Annotated in this window: 22 protein-coding genes; 6 read left to right on the forward strand and 16 right to left on the reverse strand. The window is 47.0% G+C overall.

The features are described 5' to 3' along the window. Nucleotides 1-367: 367 nt before the first annotated feature. The 15 genes from B3157_RS06170 to B3157_RS06240 form a co-directional block, all read right to left on the reverse strand. The gene (locus tag B3157_RS06170; RefSeq protein WP_292589643.1) at nucleotides 368-775 is read right to left on the reverse strand and encodes a F0F1 ATP synthase subunit epsilon; all 408 of its coding nucleotides are present in this window, start codon (nucleotides 773-775) and stop codon (nucleotides 368-370) included. Continuing rightward, nucleotides 768-2,189: a F0F1 ATP synthase subunit beta gene (atpD, locus tag B3157_RS06175; protein ID WP_214078663.1), complete on the reverse strand. Its 1,422-nt coding sequence runs from the start codon at nucleotides 2,187-2,189 to the stop codon at nucleotides 768-770. Before atpD ends, B3157_RS06170 begins: the two co-directional genes overlap by 8 nt. A 20-nt stretch (nucleotides 2,190-2,209) precedes the next feature. Next, on the reverse strand, nucleotides 2,210-3,043 hold the full coding sequence (gene atpG, locus B3157_RS06180; RefSeq protein WP_099830776.1) for an ATP synthase F1 subunit gamma: 834 nt from the start codon (nucleotides 3,041-3,043) through the stop codon (nucleotides 2,210-2,212). A 6-nt stretch (nucleotides 3,044-3,049) separates the two neighbouring features. Beyond that, nucleotides 3,050-4,564 carry a F0F1 ATP synthase subunit alpha gene (atpA, locus tag B3157_RS06185; RefSeq protein WP_214060568.1) on the reverse strand — a complete coding sequence of 505 codons (1,515 nt, stop codon included), beginning with the start codon at nucleotides 4,562-4,564 and terminating at the stop codon, nucleotides 3,050-3,052. Next, the gene (gene atpH, locus B3157_RS06190) at nucleotides 4,561-5,112 is read right to left on the reverse strand and encodes an ATP synthase F1 subunit delta (RefSeq protein WP_099830742.1); all 552 of its coding nucleotides are present in this window, start codon (nucleotides 5,110-5,112) and stop codon (nucleotides 4,561-4,563) included. The genes atpA and atpH overlap by 4 nt, the downstream gene beginning before the upstream one ends. After that, nucleotides 5,109-5,594, reverse strand: a complete 486-nt coding sequence (gene atpF, locus B3157_RS06195) for a F0F1 ATP synthase subunit B (protein ID WP_099830743.1) — start codon at nucleotides 5,592-5,594, stop codon at nucleotides 5,109-5,111. The genes atpH and atpF overlap by 4 nt, the downstream gene beginning before the upstream one ends. Before the next feature lie 33 nt (nucleotides 5,595-5,627). Continuing rightward, complete coding sequence (locus B3157_RS06200; protein WP_099772236.1) at nucleotides 5,628-5,873, reverse strand: F0F1 ATP synthase subunit C; 246 nt, start codon at nucleotides 5,871-5,873, stop codon at nucleotides 5,628-5,630. A 13-nt stretch (nucleotides 5,874-5,886) separates the two neighbouring features. Then, a complete protein-coding gene (gene atpB, locus B3157_RS06205; RefSeq protein ID WP_292589649.1) occupies nucleotides 5,887-6,726 on the reverse strand; it encodes a F0F1 ATP synthase subunit A in 840 nt (279 codons plus the stop codon). After that, nucleotides 6,716-7,066, reverse strand: coding sequence for a hypothetical protein (locus B3157_RS06210; protein ID WP_214061413.1), 351 nt, complete (start codon nucleotides 7,064-7,066; stop codon nucleotides 6,716-6,718). The genes atpB and B3157_RS06210 overlap by 11 nt, the downstream gene beginning before the upstream one ends. Next, complete coding sequence (locus B3157_RS06215; RefSeq protein ID WP_292589652.1) at nucleotides 7,002-7,286, reverse strand: AtpZ/AtpI family protein; 285 nt, start codon at nucleotides 7,284-7,286, stop codon at nucleotides 7,002-7,004. The genes B3157_RS06210 and B3157_RS06215 overlap by 65 nt, the downstream gene beginning before the upstream one ends. An 18-nt stretch (nucleotides 7,287-7,304) precedes the next feature. Beyond that, nucleotides 7,305-9,995, reverse strand: coding sequence for a DNA polymerase I (gene polA / locus B3157_RS06220; protein WP_292589654.1), 2,691 nt, complete (start codon nucleotides 9,993-9,995; stop codon nucleotides 7,305-7,307). After that, on the reverse strand, nucleotides 9,995-10,336 hold the full coding sequence (locus tag B3157_RS06225) for a carboxymuconolactone decarboxylase family protein (RefSeq protein ID WP_099830747.1): 342 nt from the start codon (nucleotides 10,334-10,336) through the stop codon (nucleotides 9,995-9,997). Before B3157_RS06225 ends, polA begins: the two co-directional genes overlap by 1 nt. A 9-nt stretch (nucleotides 10,337-10,345) precedes the next feature. After that, entirely contained in the window at nucleotides 10,346-11,158 is an 813-nt protein-coding gene (locus B3157_RS06230; RefSeq protein ID WP_292589658.1) for a TatD family hydrolase, read from the reverse strand. Then, nucleotides 11,124-12,203 carry a DUF933 domain-containing protein gene (locus tag B3157_RS06235; protein ID WP_214060734.1) on the reverse strand — a complete coding sequence of 360 codons (1,080 nt, stop codon included), beginning with the start codon at nucleotides 12,201-12,203 and terminating at the stop codon, nucleotides 11,124-11,126. The genes B3157_RS06230 and B3157_RS06235 overlap by 35 nt, the downstream gene beginning before the upstream one ends. Before the next feature lie 173 nt (nucleotides 12,204-12,376). After that, a complete protein-coding gene (locus tag B3157_RS06240) occupies nucleotides 12,377-13,057 on the reverse strand; it encodes a Crp/Fnr family transcriptional regulator (RefSeq protein WP_292589659.1) in 681 nt (226 codons plus the stop codon). A 238-nt stretch (nucleotides 13,058-13,295) separates the two neighbouring features. Here B3157_RS06240 and B3157_RS06245 point away from each other — a divergent pair, with 238 nt between their 5' ends. The 5 genes from B3157_RS06245 (at nucleotide 13,296) to B3157_RS06265 (ending at nucleotide 18,425) form a co-directional block, all read left to right on the forward strand. Further along, nucleotides 13,296-13,868, forward strand: a complete 573-nt coding sequence (locus B3157_RS06245) for an HAD family hydrolase (protein WP_214060191.1) — start codon at nucleotides 13,296-13,298, stop codon at nucleotides 13,866-13,868. 29 nt (nucleotides 13,869-13,897) lie between these two features. Next, on the forward strand, nucleotides 13,898-15,241 hold the full coding sequence (locus B3157_RS06250) for an ABC transporter substrate-binding protein (RefSeq protein WP_214060190.1): 1,344 nt from the start codon (nucleotides 13,898-13,900) through the stop codon (nucleotides 15,239-15,241). 64 nt (nucleotides 15,242-15,305) lie between these two features. After that, nucleotides 15,306-16,226, forward strand: coding sequence for a carbohydrate ABC transporter permease (locus tag B3157_RS06255; protein ID WP_292589663.1), 921 nt, complete (start codon nucleotides 15,306-15,308; stop codon nucleotides 16,224-16,226). An 11-nt stretch (nucleotides 16,227-16,237) separates the two neighbouring features. Continuing rightward, a complete protein-coding gene (locus tag B3157_RS06260; protein WP_099830753.1) occupies nucleotides 16,238-17,068 on the forward strand; it encodes a carbohydrate ABC transporter permease in 831 nt (276 codons plus the stop codon). Between the two features lie 25 nt (nucleotides 17,069-17,093). Continuing rightward, entirely contained in the window at nucleotides 17,094-18,425 is a 1,332-nt protein-coding gene (locus B3157_RS06265) for an SH3 domain-containing protein (protein ID WP_292589666.1), read from the forward strand. 4 nt (nucleotides 18,426-18,429) lie between these two features. On the opposite strand, the gene B3157_RS06270 is transcribed toward B3157_RS06265, so the two are convergent. Then, nucleotides 18,430-19,002 carry a hypothetical protein gene (locus tag B3157_RS06270; protein WP_214060187.1) on the reverse strand — a complete coding sequence of 191 codons (573 nt, stop codon included), beginning with the start codon at nucleotides 19,000-19,002 and terminating at the stop codon, nucleotides 18,430-18,432. A gap of 110 nt (nucleotides 19,003-19,112) precedes the next feature. On the opposite strand from B3157_RS06270, the gene B3157_RS06275 reads away from it, so the two are divergent. Then, on the forward strand, nucleotides 19,113-19,490 hold the full coding sequence (locus B3157_RS06275; RefSeq protein WP_103134196.1) for a DUF1292 domain-containing protein: 378 nt from the start codon (nucleotides 19,113-19,115) through the stop codon (nucleotides 19,488-19,490). Nucleotides 19,491-19,529: the final 39 nt, after the last annotated feature.

Genomic DNA, 19,529 nt, shown 5'->3' on the forward strand with positions numbered 1-19,529 from the left:
GAAGGCGGCACTGTGTCTTACTTCAGCGGTGACTGGCTTTACTCTCGCCTTCTCGTGAGCGTAGCGAACGTCTCGACAACGCGCTTTCTCGATTGATCTTATCGTAGGACGGGTCAATGATCTGGGACTCATAACGGAGGACTGCTCTTCAAAGCGATCAGCGGGTTCTCCGCTCTTAAGCGCACAGCGGTTCTCTCCAGCGTGCAGCGGCTCTGTTGCGCGCGAAGCGGAACTTTCCTTCGCGAAGCGAAGACTGGCCAGGCGAAGCCTGACTGGCCTGCCTAAGCAAACTAGCTTCTTCAAAGCAACTTGCAACTGGGAACTTGCACTGATGCTCTTCTCGGAGGACGTCTCTTCAAGCGGACAGCTATCGCCCAGACCCCACTTTGATTCTAAGCATATGTCTTTGCAGTTTGGCCTCGTTTCTAGCCCTTTCGCGCCTGGATTTACTTACTTCCAGCAATTCCTCTGCTCTCTTTAGCCGCTGCTTTGCTCTTTCTACGCTAATCTCCTCAGGAGTTTCGGCGGCATCGGTCACAATAGTCAAGCTGTCTCTCTCCTGGAGAACGTATCCTCCGTGAACGGCAAACCGCAAAGTCTTAGAACCTGACGTTATCTCCATTACATCAACGGTCAGCTTCATAAGAGCTGGAGCTCTTTCAGGCAGGTAGCCTATCTCCCCTTCGGTCGAGCGGAAGGAGATGTAATCTGCTTCTCCCTCCCACTCGATCTCATAAGGCGTGATAATCGTGGTCTTCAATGCCAAGTCATTCACCCTTCGTAAGCTTCTTGCCCTTCTCAACGGCTTCATCAATCGTGCCAACCATCATGAAGGACTGTTCTGGAAGATTGTCGTGTTTGCCCTCGAGTATCTCTTTGAACCCACGTATCGTTTCGGAAATGGGGACGTATTTCCCATCCATGTTACTGAATTTCTCAGCGACAAAGAACGGCTGCGTCAAGAACCTTTGGATCTTTCTCGCTCTCTGAACGGCTAGCTGATCCTCTTCAGACAGCTCTTCCATACCAAGAATAGCAATGATGTCCTGAAGGTCCTTGTATCTCTGAAGAACTTCCTGAGCGCTTCTTGCGACCTGATAGTGTTCCTGGCCCACAACTACTGGATCAAGGTTTTTCGACGTCGAATCCAACGGATCAACAGCCGGGTACAGCCCCTGCTCGGCTATTGAACGCGAAAGGTTAACGGTCGCATCGAGATGGCTGAAGGTAGTAGCAGGCGCCGGATCCGTGAAATCGTCCGCAGGAACGTATATTGCCTGGACGGAAGTAATAGAACCAGATCTCGTCGAGGTGATCCTCTCCTGCAGGTTTCCCATTTCAGTCGCCAATGTCGGTTGGTAACCAACCGCTGAAGGCATTCTTCCAAGGAGAGCCGAAACCTCTGAACCGGCCTGAACGAATCTGAAGATGTTGTCAATGAATACGAGAACGTCCTTCTTCTGAACATCTCTGAAGTATTCAGCCATGGTTATAGCAGAAAGACCGATTCTGAATCTTGCTCCAGGAGGTTCGTTCATCTGCCCAAAAACGAGAGCGGTATTCTCAATGACACCGGCCTCCTGCATATCGAGCCAAAGATCATTTCCCTCTCTAGTTCTCTCACCAACTCCGGCAAAAACAGAAAGCCCCTTCTGCTCAATTGCGAAGTTTCTTATGAGTTCCATAACGAGAACCGTTTTTCCGACTCCAGCACCTCCGGAGAAGCCAATCTTTCCGCCCTTGCTGAATGGCGCAAGAAGATCGATGACCTTTATTCCCGTTTCAAGTATCTCGACTTCGGTCTGCTGATCGGTGACTGAAGGAGACGCTCTGTGTATCTCCCAGTGATCGGCAAACTTTACCTCTCCAAGTTCGTCGATCGGTTCGCCGAGAAGATTGAACATTCTTCCGAGAATCTCTTCTCCGACAGGTACGGTGATCTGCTTTTCAGTATCAAGTACTTCCTGGCCCCTCACGAGTCCGTCTGTACTGTCCAAGGCAATTGCCCTGACGCTGTTATCTCCAATCAGCTGGGCAACTTCGAGTACTATCTCTTTATCTAAGAATTCGTTCTTTACTTTCAGGGCATTCAGAATGTCGGGAAGCCTCGCTCCTTCGAATGATACGTCTACGACCGGACCAGTTATCGCGATTATTTTCCCAATATTTTGTTCCTTTTTGTCGGGCACACTCACACCTCCAAAATCAATTAACCGTTAAGCGCTTCAGCGCCGTTTACGACTTCGATTATTTCCTGTGTGATATTCGACTGGCGCAGTTTATTCCTAACCAGAGTCAGTTGCTCTATCATGTTCTTTGCATTCTCGGTTGCGTTCTTCATTGCAGCTTGTCTGGAGAAGAGTTCCCCGACCTTCGTTTCATATAAGCCCTGAAGAACTTTGGCTACAAGCCACGAATTAAGCACATCTTCGTACAGAACCTCGATTTCAGGTTCGAAATCAAATAAGTCGTTGTCTGGCTTCTCAAAATCTTCAACGGGAAGAAGCTTGACAGTCTTCGGTATCTGAGCGAGCGGATTCTTGAAACTGCTGAAAACCATTTTCAAGCCGGACGCGTTCTTGCTATCCATGATTTCTTCAATATCGTCAACGATAATTGCCGCCTCGTCAAGATCGGGAGTATCGAAGAAATGACTGAAAGGAGTAATAGGTACTCCGCTCTTCTTGAAATGACTTTCGGCCTTGATTCCCACCGTAACGATGTGTATGACGTTTGACTTTGCAACTTCGCGCTCGGCTGCCTTCATTATCTCTGCATTAAAGGCTCCCGCAAGTCCCATATCTGAGCTGACTACGAGAAGAATCTCTCCTTCACCCCCGGAGTCGGGATGGTTCGAATCTCCAAAATAAGCTCTGATGAGAGCCCGCTCCATAGCTCTTTCGTATAGCCTGACGAACTTCAGTCCCTTTTGAACTTTGTTGATTTTGGCCCGCGCGACCATCTCCATGGCGCGGGTAATCTGCATCGTCGAGTTCGTTGACTCGATGCGTTTCTTAATCGTACGCAGTTTACCCTTGCTCACCGTCAATCAACCTCGCTCTTCAAGCTGCTTCTTGGTGTCTTCTATAGCTTGCTTAAGACGGGTCTCTATACCTTCTTCTATGACCTTCTTCTCTCTTATTGAAGTTAGTACATCACTGTAAGAGCTGCGAAGCGTCTTGAGTAGAGAGGCTTCGAATTTCGAAATCTTCGAAGTTTCCATTTCGTCAAGATAACCCTTTGTTCCAGTGTAAAGAACAGCGACCTGTTCTTCAACCGGCATTGGGACGTACTGATCCTGCTTGAGAAGTTCCGTTAGCTTCTCTCCCCTTGTCAGTTGGTCGCGCGTGGCCTTGTCGAGTTCAGTCGCAAACTGAGCAAAAGAGAGCAAATCTCTGTACTGAGCAAGCTCGATTCTCAGACTTCCTGCAATCTTCTTCATAGCCTTAATCTGCGCAGCCCCTCCAACCCTCGAAACCGAGAGGCCGACATTGATTGCAGGTCGATTTCCCGCATAGAAGAGGTTGGGATCCAAATAAATCTGTCCGTCTGTTATGGATATTACGTTAGTCGGTATGAATGCCGATACATCGTTTGCCTGCGTCTCGATGATCGGTAAGGCGGTGAGAGAGCCTCCACCGAAACTCTCGTTGAGCCTTGCAGCCCGCTCTAGCAATCTGGAATGCAGATAGAAGACATCTCCGGGATAAGCCTCCCTTCCAGGCGGCCTTCTCAGCAACAATGAAAGCTCTCTGTAAGCGGATGCATGCTTGGAAAGATCATCGTAGATGACAAGAGAGTCCTGGCCCTCAAACATGAAGTGCTCGCCCATTGCAGCTCCCGCATACGGAGCGAGATAGGAGAGAGATGCCGTATCTGAAGCCGAAGCAAAGACAATCGTCGTATACTCCATTGCCCCGAACTGATTCAGCTTATCGATGATCCTGGCAAGGGCGGCCGTCTTCTGACCAATTGCGACGTAGATGCACTTCACGCCCTGTCCCTTCTGGTTTATTATCGCATCGATTGCTAGGGCCGTCTTCCCGGTCTGCCTGTCCCCAATTATCAACTCTCTCTGTCCTCTTCCAATGGGGATCGTCGCATCTATTGCCTTTATTCCCGTCTGTAGAGGAGTGTCGACCGGTTTTCTCATTACAACTCCAGTCGCCTTCACTTCAACTGGCCTGAATTTCTTTGTTTGAACAGGCCCCTTTCCATCTAGTGGAATTCCGAGAGGATTCACGACTCTTCCCAGGAGCTCAGGTCCTGTGGGGACCTCCATGATCCTGCCGGTCCTTCTGACGAGGTCGCCTTCTTTTATCTCTTTGTATTCCCCTAGAATAACTATACCTACATTATCCTCTTCAAGGTTCAATGCAAGACCGAAGACGTTATTCTCGAATTTCACGAGCTCATTTGCCATTACACCTTTGAGGCCGTATGCCCTCGCAATGCCGTCACCTATTTGTATTACCTTTCCCGCTTCGAAATAATCAAACTCTATGTCAGTCTTCTCTAGCTGATTCTGTATGACTTTCGTAATCTCAGATGGACTGATTTTCACTCAATCACCTCCCGAGGGCCCGAGCCAAGCTCCTGGCTCACTCTCTTTAAACGACCGCTGAGACTTGTGTCTATTACTTCGTCTCTGAACTTAATTACATATCCTGCAATGAGAGATGGATTAATATTGACCTTCATAACCCCCTCCATTCCAGTCTTTTCTCTCACTTTCTTGAGAATGGCAACTCTCTCTTCAGAACTGAGAGCTACTGCCGAATCGACTTCAACATCAATCCTGTTGCTTTCAAGCAAAAGCCTTGCACCAAAGGAGATCACGATATCTTCCAGCAATTCAAGCCTCTTCATAGAGACCAGAAGCGAAATCAACCTTTCAATCTGTTCCAGAGGTTTTTCAACGAAGCTAAGGAAGATCCTTACCTTTCTCTCTGCATCGAGAGTTGGGTCGAATAGGAATTTCGAAAGGTCGATGTTAGAAACACTTTTAGAAAGCTCATGGAGCTGTTTCAGCCCTTGCTCTCTAGCCTCTTCGGGAAGGCTTAAGAAGAGAGCGTTGGCATATTTTGCCGAAAGTGAAAGAATTCTCTTCACTCCTTATCACCCATGCTCTCCAAAATCCTCTTTGCATATTGCTTCCTTGCGTTTTCATCCATTTCCTTTTGAAGAAACCTTCCTACTATGGCTACTGCGGCAGTTACTATCGCTCCTTTTACCTCGTCGGCAGCTTCTTCCCGCTCACGCTGAATCTGAAGTTCGGCGGACTTATACATTCTCTGTATCTCGTCCTGTGCATCTTCTCTTGCCTGTCTTACGATCTCTTCCGCTAGCTTTTCAGCCTGTGCTACGATTTCGTCTGAAGCAGAACGCGCCTCTTCCATTTTTGCCTGGTATTCTCTTCTGAGTTCGTTAGCTTCAGTCCGCATTTTCTCGGCCTCAGCTATCTCATTGCTGATCTTTTCTTTTCGCTGTCTTAGGATGTCGAAGAATTTGTCAAATAGCACCTTCTTCAGAACAAAGAAGAGCAGCAAAAAGTTCAGTATCGACAATATGGCCGTCAGATTAAGTTCAATCAAGTTATCACCCCTCCTCTATTCAGGGGAAGATATTTAGACTACGAGAAGAATCATGAACGCTATAACAAGCGAATAGATTCCAGTTGTTTCAGCGATAGCGTCTGCAAGAATCATCCTCGTGGTCAAAGTACCGATCATTTCTGGTTGTCTTGCCATTGCCTCCATAGCACTTGCACCGATTCTACCTTCACCGATACCGGCACCGATAGCACCTATTCCCATTGCCAGTCCGGCACCAATGAACTTTCCCATCAGCATTAAGCCTTCTCCAATATCCACTGTGAAAACCTCCTTACTCTATTAATGAGCTAATATATGCAATTGCGAGTATTGTGAAGATAAGCGCCTGGATCGCCCCGAAGAAGAGTCCGAAAATACCCCACAGAGCTGCAGGCAAAACAAAGTACTTCACAAGATAGCCAAGAATCAGTATCAGTATCGATCCGCCCATGATGTTTCCGAAAAGCCTCAAAGCATGTGATAATGGTTTTGCGATTTCTCCGATGATGTTAATGGGAAACATCCACCATATTGGTTCAAAGAAACTCTTTCCCCAACTCTTCCACCCTTTCACTTTTATCGCGTAGACGTGACTCATGACAAAAACGAAGAAGGCGAGCATAAGATTCATGTTCAGATCCGAGGTAGGAGCGTACCAGCTGTCTGAAAGAATTGTTAACTTCACTCCTCCACTTTCGAGAGGAATGGCGTTTATTCCAGGGAAGCTTCCGATGAAGTTTGAGACGATTACGAACAGAAACAGAGAGGCTGCAATATCAAATATCGGCCTCACAAACTCCTTTCTCGAAACTGAATCCTTCACGAGATCGTAGATATAGTCGAGCAACGCCTCCAGAAGACTTTGCTTTTTGCCGGGAACGAGCTTGAAAACCTTCACCCTGGTTGCCATGAAGATCACTATCCCCATTACCACCCACGTCATGATTATCGTTAGTGGATTGATCCTGCTGAGCGGCCCTTCTCCAAACGGCAGTTGATAGATCCATCGCTGCCCAACGCCTTCAAGCTGGAACTTGTAGCCCGTGGCAACTATATAGATAATCACTGCAACATATCCGCCAAAGACAACCCCGAGGAAGATCTTGTCAGACTTAGTGAGATTAAGTTTCACAGAGCCACCCCCCAAAAGCAATTGCGGCGATTTTCAGATTCATCACTCCGAGAAAGCTTCCAAGAAAAAACTCGAGGGAGATGGTGGCTGCAGTTGCAAAACAGATACCGTACAGCACGTATCTTGCAATAAAGCCAGCGGGAACCCTCTTCTTTTCCCTGATTAGAGTGTGTGCATCATAGTTTAGCAGGAGCAAACCGATCATGGCAAACAATGTTCCGTAGAAGACACCCAGTTCTGACTTGCCCAGAGGTGTTAATGCAAGGACGGCGCTTTCAACCATTGCCAGGACTGCCAGTATTATCGATGTCTTGATCATCATTGTCCTTGTTTCTGTCATATCTCTCTGCCTCTTTCATCAAATATCTAATCCCATTATATATGCCTGAAAAAGCTCCGAAAAGCATGAAAAACGAAATCCAGAGTCTATCCATTCCGACGAATCTATGAACTAGGTAACCAATACCTCCTGAGACCATTATATTAGCAATTACAATAACTGCAAACTGATAGAGCGATGAGAGAGCCGTCCAGTCGATCTTACTTCTCTTATCCTTCAACTGTATTTGCTCTCCTTATCAACACCAGTAGTCACCTACAGAGATTTCGATATCCAGAGGAACACTCAAAGTTACAACTTTTGACATTCCCTCCTTCAGAATCTCTTTGAGTCTATCAAGCTCACTTTCGGGAGCTTCATAAACCATCTCATCGTGGACCTGAAGAATGGCAAAGCTCTCCATGCTGTTTTCGTTGAGAAGCTTATAGATCTTTATCATAGCCATCTTCATTATATCTGCAGCTGTTCCTTGAATAGGAGTGTTAATGGCAATTCTCTCGCCTTCCTGAATGACGTTTCGATTCCTAGTCTTAAACTGCGGTATCTCTCGCCTTCTTCCAAACATAGTTCTGACAAAGCCCTTCTCTTTGGCCTCAGAGATGGTATTGGAAATGAAGGACCTTACCTGTGGATAGGCTTTGAAGTAATTGGAAATCATTTCCTCGGCGACATTGGAAGGGATCTTCAGCCTATTTGCAAGTCCGTAAGAAGAGATGCCGTAAATTATCGAGAAGTTCACCATTTTTCCTATTCTCCTCTGCTCTTCTGTTACATCGCTTCCCTTGACTCCATAAAGATTTGAAGCAGTGAGGCTGTGAACATCTCTCTCGTTCTTGAAGGCATCTAGCAATTGCTCATCCTGGCTAAGATGTGCGAGAATTCTGAGCTCAATCTGAGAATAGTCTGCGCTGACTATTTTCCAGCCTTTCTTCTGGGGAACAACGCACTTTCTTATTTCCTTTCCCTCTTCATCTCTTATTGGAAGATTCTGCATATTTGGATTACTGCTTGAAAGCCTTCCCGTTCCCGTTCCCGTCTGATGGTAACTTGTGTGTATTCTTCCCGTCACGCTGTTCACAAGAGCAGGAAGCGAATCGAGATACGTTCCCTTCAGCTTCTGGTACTTCCTGTAGTCAAGAAGCTTCTGAACCGCCGGGTGTTCCCCTGCGAGCTCTTCAAGAGCGTCCGCGCTTGTTGAATAAGAGCCGCTCTTGGTCTTCTTCGAAGGAGCGAGTCCCAGTCTGTCGAAAAGGACACGACCCACTTGAGAAGGAGAGTTAGGATTGAACTGCTCCCCGGTCAAAGTGAAGAGATCTTCAAGAATCTTGTCAAGAATCTTTCCGTACTTCTTTGACAGGCCGTTGAGCGAGGGAATGTCGAAGTACACTCCATTCAATTCTAGATCGGCAAGCACAGGAATCAAAGCCAACTCTATGTCTCTGAGAATCTCCTCGAGCTCCTGTTCGTATATCTTCTTTCTCAAAACACCAGAAAGCCTCAGAGAGATGTCTGCATCTTCAACAGAATAACGTGCAGCCTCTTCCAGCGGCACTTTTGAAAAATCAGTGCCCAACTGGTTCCTCTTCATAAGGTCTTCGAATTTGATCGTCTTGTATCCAAGAAACTTCAGCGCCAGTTCGTCAAGATTAAAGCGTTTTGTATCCGGAGAGAGCAGATAAGCTGCAATCATAGTATCAAACTCAGGGGCGACCGGATGAATGCCGTTTACCGACAGTACCGAATAGTCGAACTTCAGATTTTGACCGATCACTTTCGTCGCTTCGTCTTCGAGCAGCTCTTTTAGTCTCTCGAGAACCTTATCTTTGTCAGCCTGCCATTCATTTGACTTGTGAGCGATTGGTATATAGTACCCGGTCCCTTCCTCAAAAGAGACAGAAATGCCTACTATCTCGGCTGAATGAGGATCCAGCGAGGAAGTCTCGAGGTCAATCGCGAACAGAGGATTTTCGCGCATCCTGGCAAACAGCTTTTCGAGCTCCTTTTCGCTCTTCAAGAGTCTGTATCCGTCTATATCCAAAAGCGAGTCATCTGCTTCATCGATCAGACTATACTCATTGATCATCGAGGAGAACTCCAACTTGAGCAGAACTTTCCGAAGATCACTCTTTCTGTAGCCTTGGTATTTTATATCATCCAGAGTGATCTTCAAGTCTTCATCATCTAAGAGTCTGACAAGTTCCATCGACAATTCCAGCGAGTTTAGCCCGTCAATTAGCTTCTTCCTAAGTCCCGGACTCAACTGTCTTATGTTCTCGTAAATGCCGTCGATATCGCCATACTCCTTCAGAAGCTTCTGAGCAGTCTTTATTCCGATTCCCGGAATCCCGGGGATGTTGTCGGATGAATCCCCTGCAAGAGATAGAAGGGCGTGAAGCCTCTCTGGCTCGAGTTCGAACTTCGACAGCACTCTCTTCTTGTCATAAAGCTCGAGATCGGTAAGGCCTGTAACGAAACGCAAAATGCGTATCTTATCATCTACAAGCTGAAGAAGATCCTTGTCTCCCGTAATGACCAGCACTTCGTCGACGCCATTTCTATAACGTTTCGCCGCTGTTGCAACTATATCATCGGCCTCAAGCCCGGCAATCGAAAGGAACTTGATTCCGAACGCTTCGACGAGCTCGGGAATATCCCTCAACTGTGCAACAAGAGCATCAGGCATCGCTTCTCTTGTAGCTTTGTAGGCCTCGTATGCCTTGTGACGCTTCGTCTCTTCTTTTCTGTCAAAGGCGAAGATTGCGTAGTCGCCTTCCTTCATTCTCTCTTTCGTGAACTTCGAAAGCATCCTGGCCGTTCCGAAGAGAGCATTGGTCGGCTCTCCCTTCGAATTAGTGAGGGTGACATCAATTCCATAATAACCGCGGTAGAAAATCGCGGTTCCATCGAATAAGAACAGTCTTCCGGGCATTACTCTGCCTCCAGTTCGTCTAGCAGCTCAACTGCCCTGCGAAAATGTGGTATGACGATTGAGCCTCCGACTACTAGTGCGACATTGAGCGCCTCCATAATCTCTTCACGACTTGAACCGGTAGCTTTACACTGGATTATATGATACGCAATGCAGTCATCGCACCTGAGTACTGCAGAAGCGACCAATCCCATAAGCTCTTTCGTTTTCGAATCGAGAGCCCCGTCTTTGTAAACGGCTCCATCGAGCGAGAAAAAACGCTTCGTCTCAATATTACCAGTTTCTAGAATTCTGTTATTCATTTTCTCTCGGAAACGCCTGAACTCTTCGAGTCTTCCCATAGTACCTCCCTATGATTTTAGTGAGAAAAGCTCGAGAGCGTTCTCGAAAAGCTTTACGGAACAGTCTACAGCCGGAATATTCTTCTGAGCGGCTATCTCTTCGATAACATACCCCACGTAGTATGGCTCATTCCGCTTTCCTCTTAAGGGAACCGGTGGAAGATACGGACAGTCTGTCTCGCAGAGAAGCCTCTCAAGGGGAATCTCTCTCGCAACTCTTCTTAGTTCATCGTTCTTCTTATACGTCACCGGTCCACCTATTCCCAAGAACAGGCCTAGATCGACAAACTTCCTGGCAAACTCGAGATCACCGGAAAAGGCATGAATTACTCCGTTGAAGTATCCTGTTGACTTTATTATCTCGTAGGCTTCGTTGTATGCATCGCGCACGTGAATAATTACGGGCTTTCCCAGTTTCGATGCAAGCTCTAGCTGTATTTCGAAGGCGTTGATCTGCGCATCGACTGGAGACAGGTTTCTGAAGTAGTCGAGGCCCATTTCTCCTAGAGCGACGGCCTTAGGATGAGAGAGGAGTTTTTCAAGTGTAAGCACCCCCTGTTCATCGAGTTCGCTGCTGTCGTGGGGATGGACTCCGGCGGAGAAAAAAGCGTTCTTTAAACCGCACACGGTGTCGGACGCCCTTCGAGAGTCCTCGACATTGGTTCCAACCTCTATAAGAAGAGAGATGGTGTCCTCTTCTATCTGGTCGATTATCCTTCCTCTGTCATGGTCGAACTGAGAAAAGGAAATGTGAGCGTGAGTATCTACAAGCTTCAGAGAGGTGAAATCAGGCATTGGCCAGGACATGGAAGATGTCACCATCCTTGACTATCTCCTCTTTTCCAACAACCTTAACCATGCCCCTGGACTTCGCTTCCTGCATACTCCTCACTGTCATGAATTCCTCGTATGGTATCACTTCCGCCCTTATGAAGCTTCTTTCGAGATCTGTGTGTATCTTTCCAGCCGCAGCTTTTGCAGGGGTGTTCTTCTTTATGGTCCAGGCTCTTACCTCGTCTTCGCCGACGGTCAAGAAGGAAATAAGTCCCATGTGTCGATACACGACTCTCGAAAGCCTTTCTATGCCACTTTCGGAGATTCCGAGTTCCTCCATGAACATCTCCCTGTCCTCATCTGAAAGTTCCACAAGTTCTGCTTCAATCTTTCCAGAGAGTTCTATGTGCGCGAATCCACTCTTGTCTATTCTCGAGAGCAGCAAATCTCTCTCTGGATATTCACCCGAGGAGAACTGATTTTCATCGAGATTTATTGCAACGATGATAGGCTTGGCTGTGAAGAGGGCGAGCGAACCGAGCAACTTCAGGTCTTCCTCTGCAAAATCGATTTGGGAGGCAAAGCTGTTGCCTTCAAAGCCCTTTTCGATCAGGTGAAGAAGTTCTATCTCTCTTTCCTCTTCTGTTGAAAGTTTTCGTTTCTTTTTTGCTTCTTCAAGCCTTGCGAGCCGGTTTTCAACTACCTCCATATCACGAACCAGAAGCTCTGTCTCTATGGTCTCCAGCTGCTTGACAGGTGTGTAGGCTTCGGTTGGCCAGGGAACTGAGGCGTCCTTGAACGCCCTTACTACCGCGAGAACCGCTTCAGAGTTCTGTATGAACTGGAGAATTCGATTCTTTTCCTTCTGGTTGGAGGAAAGGTCGTATCCAGGAATGTCCGTAAATGAAACGGTTGCATATACAGTCTTCTTCGGATTGAAGATCTTCGAAAGCTCGTCTACTCTCCTATCGTGGACTTTAGCAACAGCAGTATGGGCCTCGTTTTTGTGACTTGAATGGGGTTCAACACCGGTTAGGAGGGTGAACAGTGTACTCTTTCCACTCAATGGCAGACCAAAAATCCCTATTTCCATAACACCGCCTCCTCTTGACACATCAATACTATCAGAATGAAATCATGTTAGAAACATCGATCGACCTTAAGGAAACTCCAGGCCCAGAACGCTACGAGTTAGATCTGCGATCCTAAAAACGCGGAAAGAGCATAACTGATATGCTTCAACCGCTTGGCAAATCGAACAGCTCCTCAAACAGCGCCCGTGATTCTCTTCAGAGCTTCTCTATCCAATATCTTGATCAGTTTGCCTTCCGGTCTGATTATATTCTCTCCGACAAAACTGGCGAATACTCTCGAAAGAGATGGACGGGCAACTCCCAGAGCATCGGCAAGCTCTTCTTTAGTGCTCTTCAGCTCAAACTCGTTACCCAGGTCTTCGCTTTGTCTCAGAAGGAAATTCGCGAGCCGTTGGTTAAGCGTGTTGAGAGACAGCATCCAGATTTTCTCAGCCAGTGTGGTGAGTCTGTCCCCCATGTCTCTCAGCAGGTTTCTCAGAAAAACCTCATACTCTCTACAGAGCCAGATTATTCCATCCCTTTCAATGTACAGAACAGCGCTCTTGTCGGTTGAGACTATGTCGACCGGTATTACGTTCTTTGTGGCGAAGAGAAAGCCAGATGCAAGAATTGAGGGTGCTTCCATCGTTTCTATGGTTATTGCTTTCCCTGAGAAATCTTGCATTTGAGCTTTGGTACTACCCTGAAGAAGTATCAACATTTCATCGCAGAGAGCATTCTGTTCTTCGATCAACTCCCCTTGAAGGAAGAAGGTTACTCTGTGTCTCACACAACCAAATATCCTCTCAAACTGTCCCACCGTGATCCCATCAAAGAGACCGCATCGACCGAGGTTGTAGATTAAAGGGTTCAAGAAACACCTCCATGAAATGTTGATTCATCTTGATTATAACCAAAGCCCTTTGCTTTTTGCGCCCTTCTCCAGTCGCCATCGACACAAAAACTTGATTTCTCGTCCCTCAAAATAGTATTATATTAAAGTACACTTTGGTATCTTCTTTTTTAGGGTTGTTACGAATGGGAGTTATAGCCATTTTGTGCCGTTAATATTCATTCGTTGTACTCTTGTAAAGACATTCCGGGAGGTCGTCTTGAAGCTTTTTGTTTTCGATGTGGGAGGAGTAATAGCCGATAATACCAGCGTAGTTCCAGCTATTAGAAACTTCTTGGGGATTTCTGAACACGATTTCGTCGAAATTGCCGAGACGGAAAACCTTACTGCCTTGCAGACCGGAAGGATAACTGTTGGGGAGTTTGTTTTTTCCCTCTCCAGAAAGCTGGGCAGACCGGTTCCGGCGAATATCTGGGAGATGTTCTTCAAGCCCACCCCAATTGAAGAGACCATAGAAATAATTAAGCAGTTGCGTAAGAGATATAGAGTGATTGCCGGAACAAACACAATTGAACCACATTACGAGGTACATAGGTCAAGAGGCGATTACAACATCTTTGACAGGGTCTACGCCTCGCACATTATTGGGTTTGCGAAACCCGATAGACGATTCTACAGTCATATTCTTCATGAAGAGGATTGCGGGCCTGAGGAGGCTTTCTTCACAGATGATACGGCAAGAAATGTGAAAGCGGCGGCAGATATGGGAATTATCGCTTTTCAATTCACAGATCCATCGAGTCTACGAGAAAGACTCAAGGAGTACCTTTGAGTTAACTTCACATCGAAAGGGGTGTTTTTATGAAAAGGCTTAGCGTTATTCTTCTTGTATTGTTGATGCTCGCTGTTCCAATTTCTGCGCTCGGGAAGATCACAATCACCTGGTGGATCAACCCGTGGAGAATTGCACCTCCAGGCTTCCCGGCCGATAAGGCTCCGACGGAAGAGGACTTCCCGAAGTGGGCTGCCGAGGAGTTCATGAGACTTCATCCAGACGTTGAGGTCAAGTACGTAGTTGTCGGAAACACGGAGTATTCACAGAAGATGGCTGCGGCCATCGCGACCGGAACTCAGCCCGACATCTTCAAAGGCCCCGTTTGGGACAACAGATGGGTAGGAGCGGGACTGCTCGAGCCGATCGATGATTACATCTCTCCCGAAGACCTTGAAGACTTCTACGATCTTGCTCTCGAGACAGGTTATGTCGACGGTAAGCACTACATCTGGCCATGGAATCTCGGGACGAATGGCATGGGAACCAGCATGCTCCTCTACACTCCCGATTTCGAGAAGGCCGGCGTCGACTGGCGAAAGATAGTAGAAGAGGGCTGGACAATGGAAGAGTTTGTCGAAATCGCCAAGAAGCTTACATGGGATTCCGACGGCGACGGCAAGATTGACCATTATGCAATCAGCTTCGGAGCGCAGGACACGCACAACCTTATGAATTTCATCTATGCACATGGAGCGAAACTGACTAATGAAGATGAGACGGAGGTTACTTTCAATACTCCTGAGGCAGTTGCAGGCCTTCAGTTCCTTCTCGATCTAGTTGAAGTACACAAGGTCGCTCCCAGTGCCGTTGAAGCGATGGGAGTATATGATGTTATAGGTAACTTCCATTCTCACAGAACGAGCATCGGATTTGGCGGTCCTTACGAGATCGGTAGAATCACACGATACGTAAAATCCGGTCAGCTCACAGAGTCATTCTATCCGGTAATTGCCCCATTCCCTCACGTTGAAGGAAAGAAGGGTGCGTCATACGCTACTGCCAGCGGCTTTGTTGTCTTCAAGCAGAACGACAAAGCAAAGAGGGACGCCGTAATGGAGTTTGCAAAATTCCTGACAAACAAGGAGAACACGGCGCTGCTGGAGAGCTTGACTTATCTTACGGCGAGAAAGTCAGTTAATGCGATACTCTTCCAGAACGACAACTATCTCAACGAACAGGCTCAGACTTTTGCAAGAATAATGGATGAGACAGGTATGGACTTCTTTGGTTCTCAGAGCTTCCCTTGGTCGGAGATATCCAAGTTCTTCACCAGTTCTATGCAGGGAGCCTTTGGTAAGACAAAGACCGCTCAGGAGGCCCTCGATAGTTTTGTGACCGAGGCGAACCGGGCACTCTCTTACTATTTTTGAGCAGATGAGTTGAAGGGAACAGCCCCCCGCCCCTGAGGGCACGGGGCTGTTCCCGTTTAATGGGGTGATCGATTTGGAGCAGATTCCAGTTAAACCAATAAGACGGAAAACTACCTTGAACGACGTGTGGAGGGGTAGATCGGGATATCTCTTCATTCTTCCGCATTTTGCCCTGTTTGCAGTATTCTTTCTTGTACCGGTTGGCTGGGGCATGTACCTCAGTATGTTCAAGTACAACGTCTTCTCACAGACATTTATCTGGTTCGACAACTATAAACGCATTCTGAGCGATTGGCTCTTTCTGAAGTCTCTTAGAAACACTTTTGTCTACACTTTTGGTGTAGTTCCGCTATGGCTTGGAAAGGCTTTGCTTGTTACAGTGCTCATCTACCCGTTCAGAAAAGGCATAAGAACTTTTTTCAAAGCGGCCTTCTATCTGCCGCATGTTACTTCTGCCGTCATCATTTCAATGATCTGGCTATGGGTTTTCAATCCGAACTTCGGACTTCTGAACTATTTTATGACCGTTCTCGGGCTGGAACCGGTAGTATGGCTTGGAAGGTCCTTGACGGCAATGCCATCGCTGATAATTATGCAGGTAATAATGGGGGGAGGTTCGACTATAGTTCTTCTTTCGGCAGCGATGGCATCGATCCCCGAATACTACTTTGAGGCTGCCACACTGGAAGGCGCAGGCTCATGGACGGTCTTCAGAAAGATCACGGTGCCATTGTTGAAGCCAACTATCCTCTATGCTCTCGTTATGGGAACGATCGCGAACTTTCAGACCTTTTCGAATATCTACATCATGACAAGCGGTGGTCCAGAGTTCTCAACAACGACAATTGCCTATTTGATTTATGAAACTGCCTTCAAGAACTATAACCTTGGGCTTGCTTCTGCAATGTCAATGGTTATGTTCGCAATCCTGGTTGTACTTGGAATAATCCAGTTCAAGTGGCTGGGATCCAATGTGGAGTATTGAGGTGATCGGTTATGAAAGCAAAGACCAAGACTAATATAAAAAAGGCGATCTCTTTGGTGATTCTCGGAGTACTCGCTTCCCTCGCCTTCATTCCTCTATACTGGATGGTGGCCACTGCCTTTACTCAGCCATCTTTGACCATGAAGTTCCCTCCGGATATCATACCAAAGAATCCTACTCTCCAGAACTTCAAGGACCTTTTCGAAAGGAAGATAATATTCAGATGGACTCTGAACAGCTTCATAGTTGCGGGTACGGTCACACTTGCTCAGATCTTTGTTTGTGCCATGGCCGGTTACGCCCTTGCAAAGAAGAAATTCCCAGGAAGCAAAGTGATCTTCTCTATATACATTGCATCGATGATGATACCTACGCAGGTAACACTTGTGCCTCTATACATCCTGATCTCGAAAATGGGTATGGTAGACACATATCAGGCGCTGATCTTGCCTGCGATTGCTGCTCCCTTCGGAGTATTTCTGATGAGACAGTTTATGGTCTCTGTTCCAACCGAGATCATCGAGGCGGCGAGAATCGATGGTGCAAGCGAATTCAGGACATTCACGAAGATAATCGTGCCTATTTCAAAGCCTGCAATGGCGGTGCTGGGGATTTTCACTTTCATGGGGCAGTGGAACAGTTTCCTCTGGCCGCTGATTGTTACTAACACTTCGGAGATGAGAACTCTTCAGGCAGGACTCTCTCTCTTGCAGGAACAGGTTCCAATGCAGTATTCGTATCTAATGGCCAGTGCTACTTACTCGGCAATTCCTATGATCATTGTCTTCCTTGCCTTCCAGAGGTACTTCCTGCAAGGAATTACAGTGGGAGCAATCAAATAGGCAGCGGGAAGGGGTGTTTTCAAAGATGAAGAAGGCTTCTGAGCGGTACATGGTCTTTCCGGAGAACGTTTCAAAAGAGATGCAGCAATCGAACTTCTGGTGCGAGAAGATGACCGATCCAGATGAAGAGTGGCTGAGTGAGGATGAGATTCATGCTTTCAACGGATCGGTTATCTCACGCGCTGAAGCTTCTGGTCGCGCTGCATTTGCCTGTAAGCTCGAAAACTTTCCTTTGAGACTTGTGTTTGATGAAGTAAGAGCAATGATCAACGGTTCAATTCCCGAGCACTTCATGCAAACTCCTCTTTTGAGCAATGAAGGAGAGATTGTCCCTTCGGGAATTCGCGGAGACATCGTTGACAATGCTACCGCTATCCTTGATCAAGATATTGCCGAGAAGTTTGGCATCGTGACTCGGAGGACTCATCTGAGAGCGCTGCCCACAGATTTCATTTCCTGCGACGAGTATATCGACAATGACCGCCTCCAGTTGACTTCTGTAAGCCTTGGGACACCATTTGTGGTTCTAGCGCGCAGCAGGGACACTTCGTGGCTTTTCGTTCAAACCCCAGGTTACAGAGGCTGGCTGAAGGCAAATGATTCTGCCGCTACGGAAAGCAGGCTCTCTGTACAGAACTTCTACCGGTCGAGTAACTTCCTCCTTGCAACTGGCAGCAGAGTAGAGATCGAGCCTGACCCCTTTGAACTAAATTCTTCGGGTTTGTTTCTGCAAATGGGAGACAAACTCCCTCTTGAGGATCCCGAAGAAAGCGAGAATCTCCATGCGCAAGGACCATTTGGTTGTTTCACAGTCAAGATTCCTGCAAGAGAGAGATTGGGCTCGCTGAGTTTTCGAAAAGGCCTTGTGAGAATGAGCGAAGATGTAAGAATCGGGAACTTGAAGCTCACCGGCAGGGAGATATTAAATCAAGCCTTCAAGATGCTCGGCGAGCGTTACGGCTGGGGAGGCCTCTACAACAGGAGGGACTGTTCGAGATTCGTTCAGGATATCTTCGCCTCTTTTGGCCTCGTACTTCCCAGAGATGCTTGGGCTCAGGAAATGCTGGGATCCAAGAACAAAATTCTCTTCGAGGGAAATTCAGAAGAAAGGAAGGTTCAGTTGCGGTCCCTAAGACCCGGAAATCCACTGTATATGCCGGGCCATACGCTGATCTATCTCGGCCAGGACAACGGGAGATTCTTCGCTATTCATGATGGAGCTGGCTACAAAGATTCAAATAGAAAGAAGATTTCAGTGCATGGAGTTTTCGTCGTGGATCTGTCCCTCCGTACAATGAACAGCGATAAGAGCTATCTGGAACTGCTTACTTCTGCACTTCAAATAGATAAGGGCTAGGGCTCTAGTAGATCAGTTTCAGGAGCATCTCAAATTTTTTCATCTGTTTTTTGCTAATCAGTGGCAAACTCATAGGAAAGATGTTTTCAATGTCGTGAACAACCACTGCGAGAGATCTAGCTGTGTAATATGGTTCTTCGGTGACTTCTCTAAACCCTTCTTGCGGTTGCATCCAGTATTCCCATGGATCGGGAAGTCTCACAAATGGACTGGACGTTTCAACTTCAAAAACATACCCTATCTGGGGAAGAAGATACCAGTCAATTACACCCTCAACTTGCATGCGAGCAAAAATATGCCTCGATTTAATAACTGCCCTGGATGTCTTGAGTTGTTCAGCTATCTCGGTGATCTTGGCAGGATCGAGATACTTTTCTTCCTCTTCCCTAATGAGACCGCTCCCAGATTTCACGGTCTCAAGTAGAGAAATCTCAGATTCATCAACTCCGAGTCTTATTCTCCGCCTATCGGGATGGTCTAGATACCACTGAATAATCAACTGGTGTCTTTCTGCCTCTTCGATAATTTCTACTGGCAAATCTTTTCCAAAGAGGAACTTTCTCTCGATTTCAAGCACTGCCTTCACACTCCAGATACAGTGTATAAGATTATTCATCGGTCATCAAGTTGCGTCTTCAACGTTACTATGTTACTATGAACCGAATCGCGAAATAATGGAGGTTTATGATGGAAGAAAGAGAAGAACTTGAAATGCATGACTGCGACGAATGTACAGATCCTGACTGTGATCATGATCATGGAGAGGATGCTGAGTTTGACAGATTTACGGTCACAGATGAAGAAGGAGTAGAACATCATTTCGACGTAATTGCCGAGCTTGAGAGCGATGGAAAGCTTTACTGGGTCGTCGAGGAGTTCTATGAAGAAGGACAGGATGTCTCACTGGCCGGAGAAGAAGATGGGTACATTGTTTTTAGAGTTGAATACGATGACGATGAGAATCCCTACCTATATTCCGTTGAAGATGAGGAGTTCGAAGAGGTGAACAAATCCTGGGCTGAACTCGTGAAAGAGATATCGGCCGAGGACGACGAAGAAGAATAGGGGACCGGAGGTCCCCTATTTGTTATAATCCTCTATGGA

It is taken from the genome of Mesotoga sp. UBA5557 (assembly GCF_002425715.1).
Lineage (GTDB): Bacteria > Thermotogota > Thermotogae > Petrotogales > Kosmotogaceae > Mesotoga.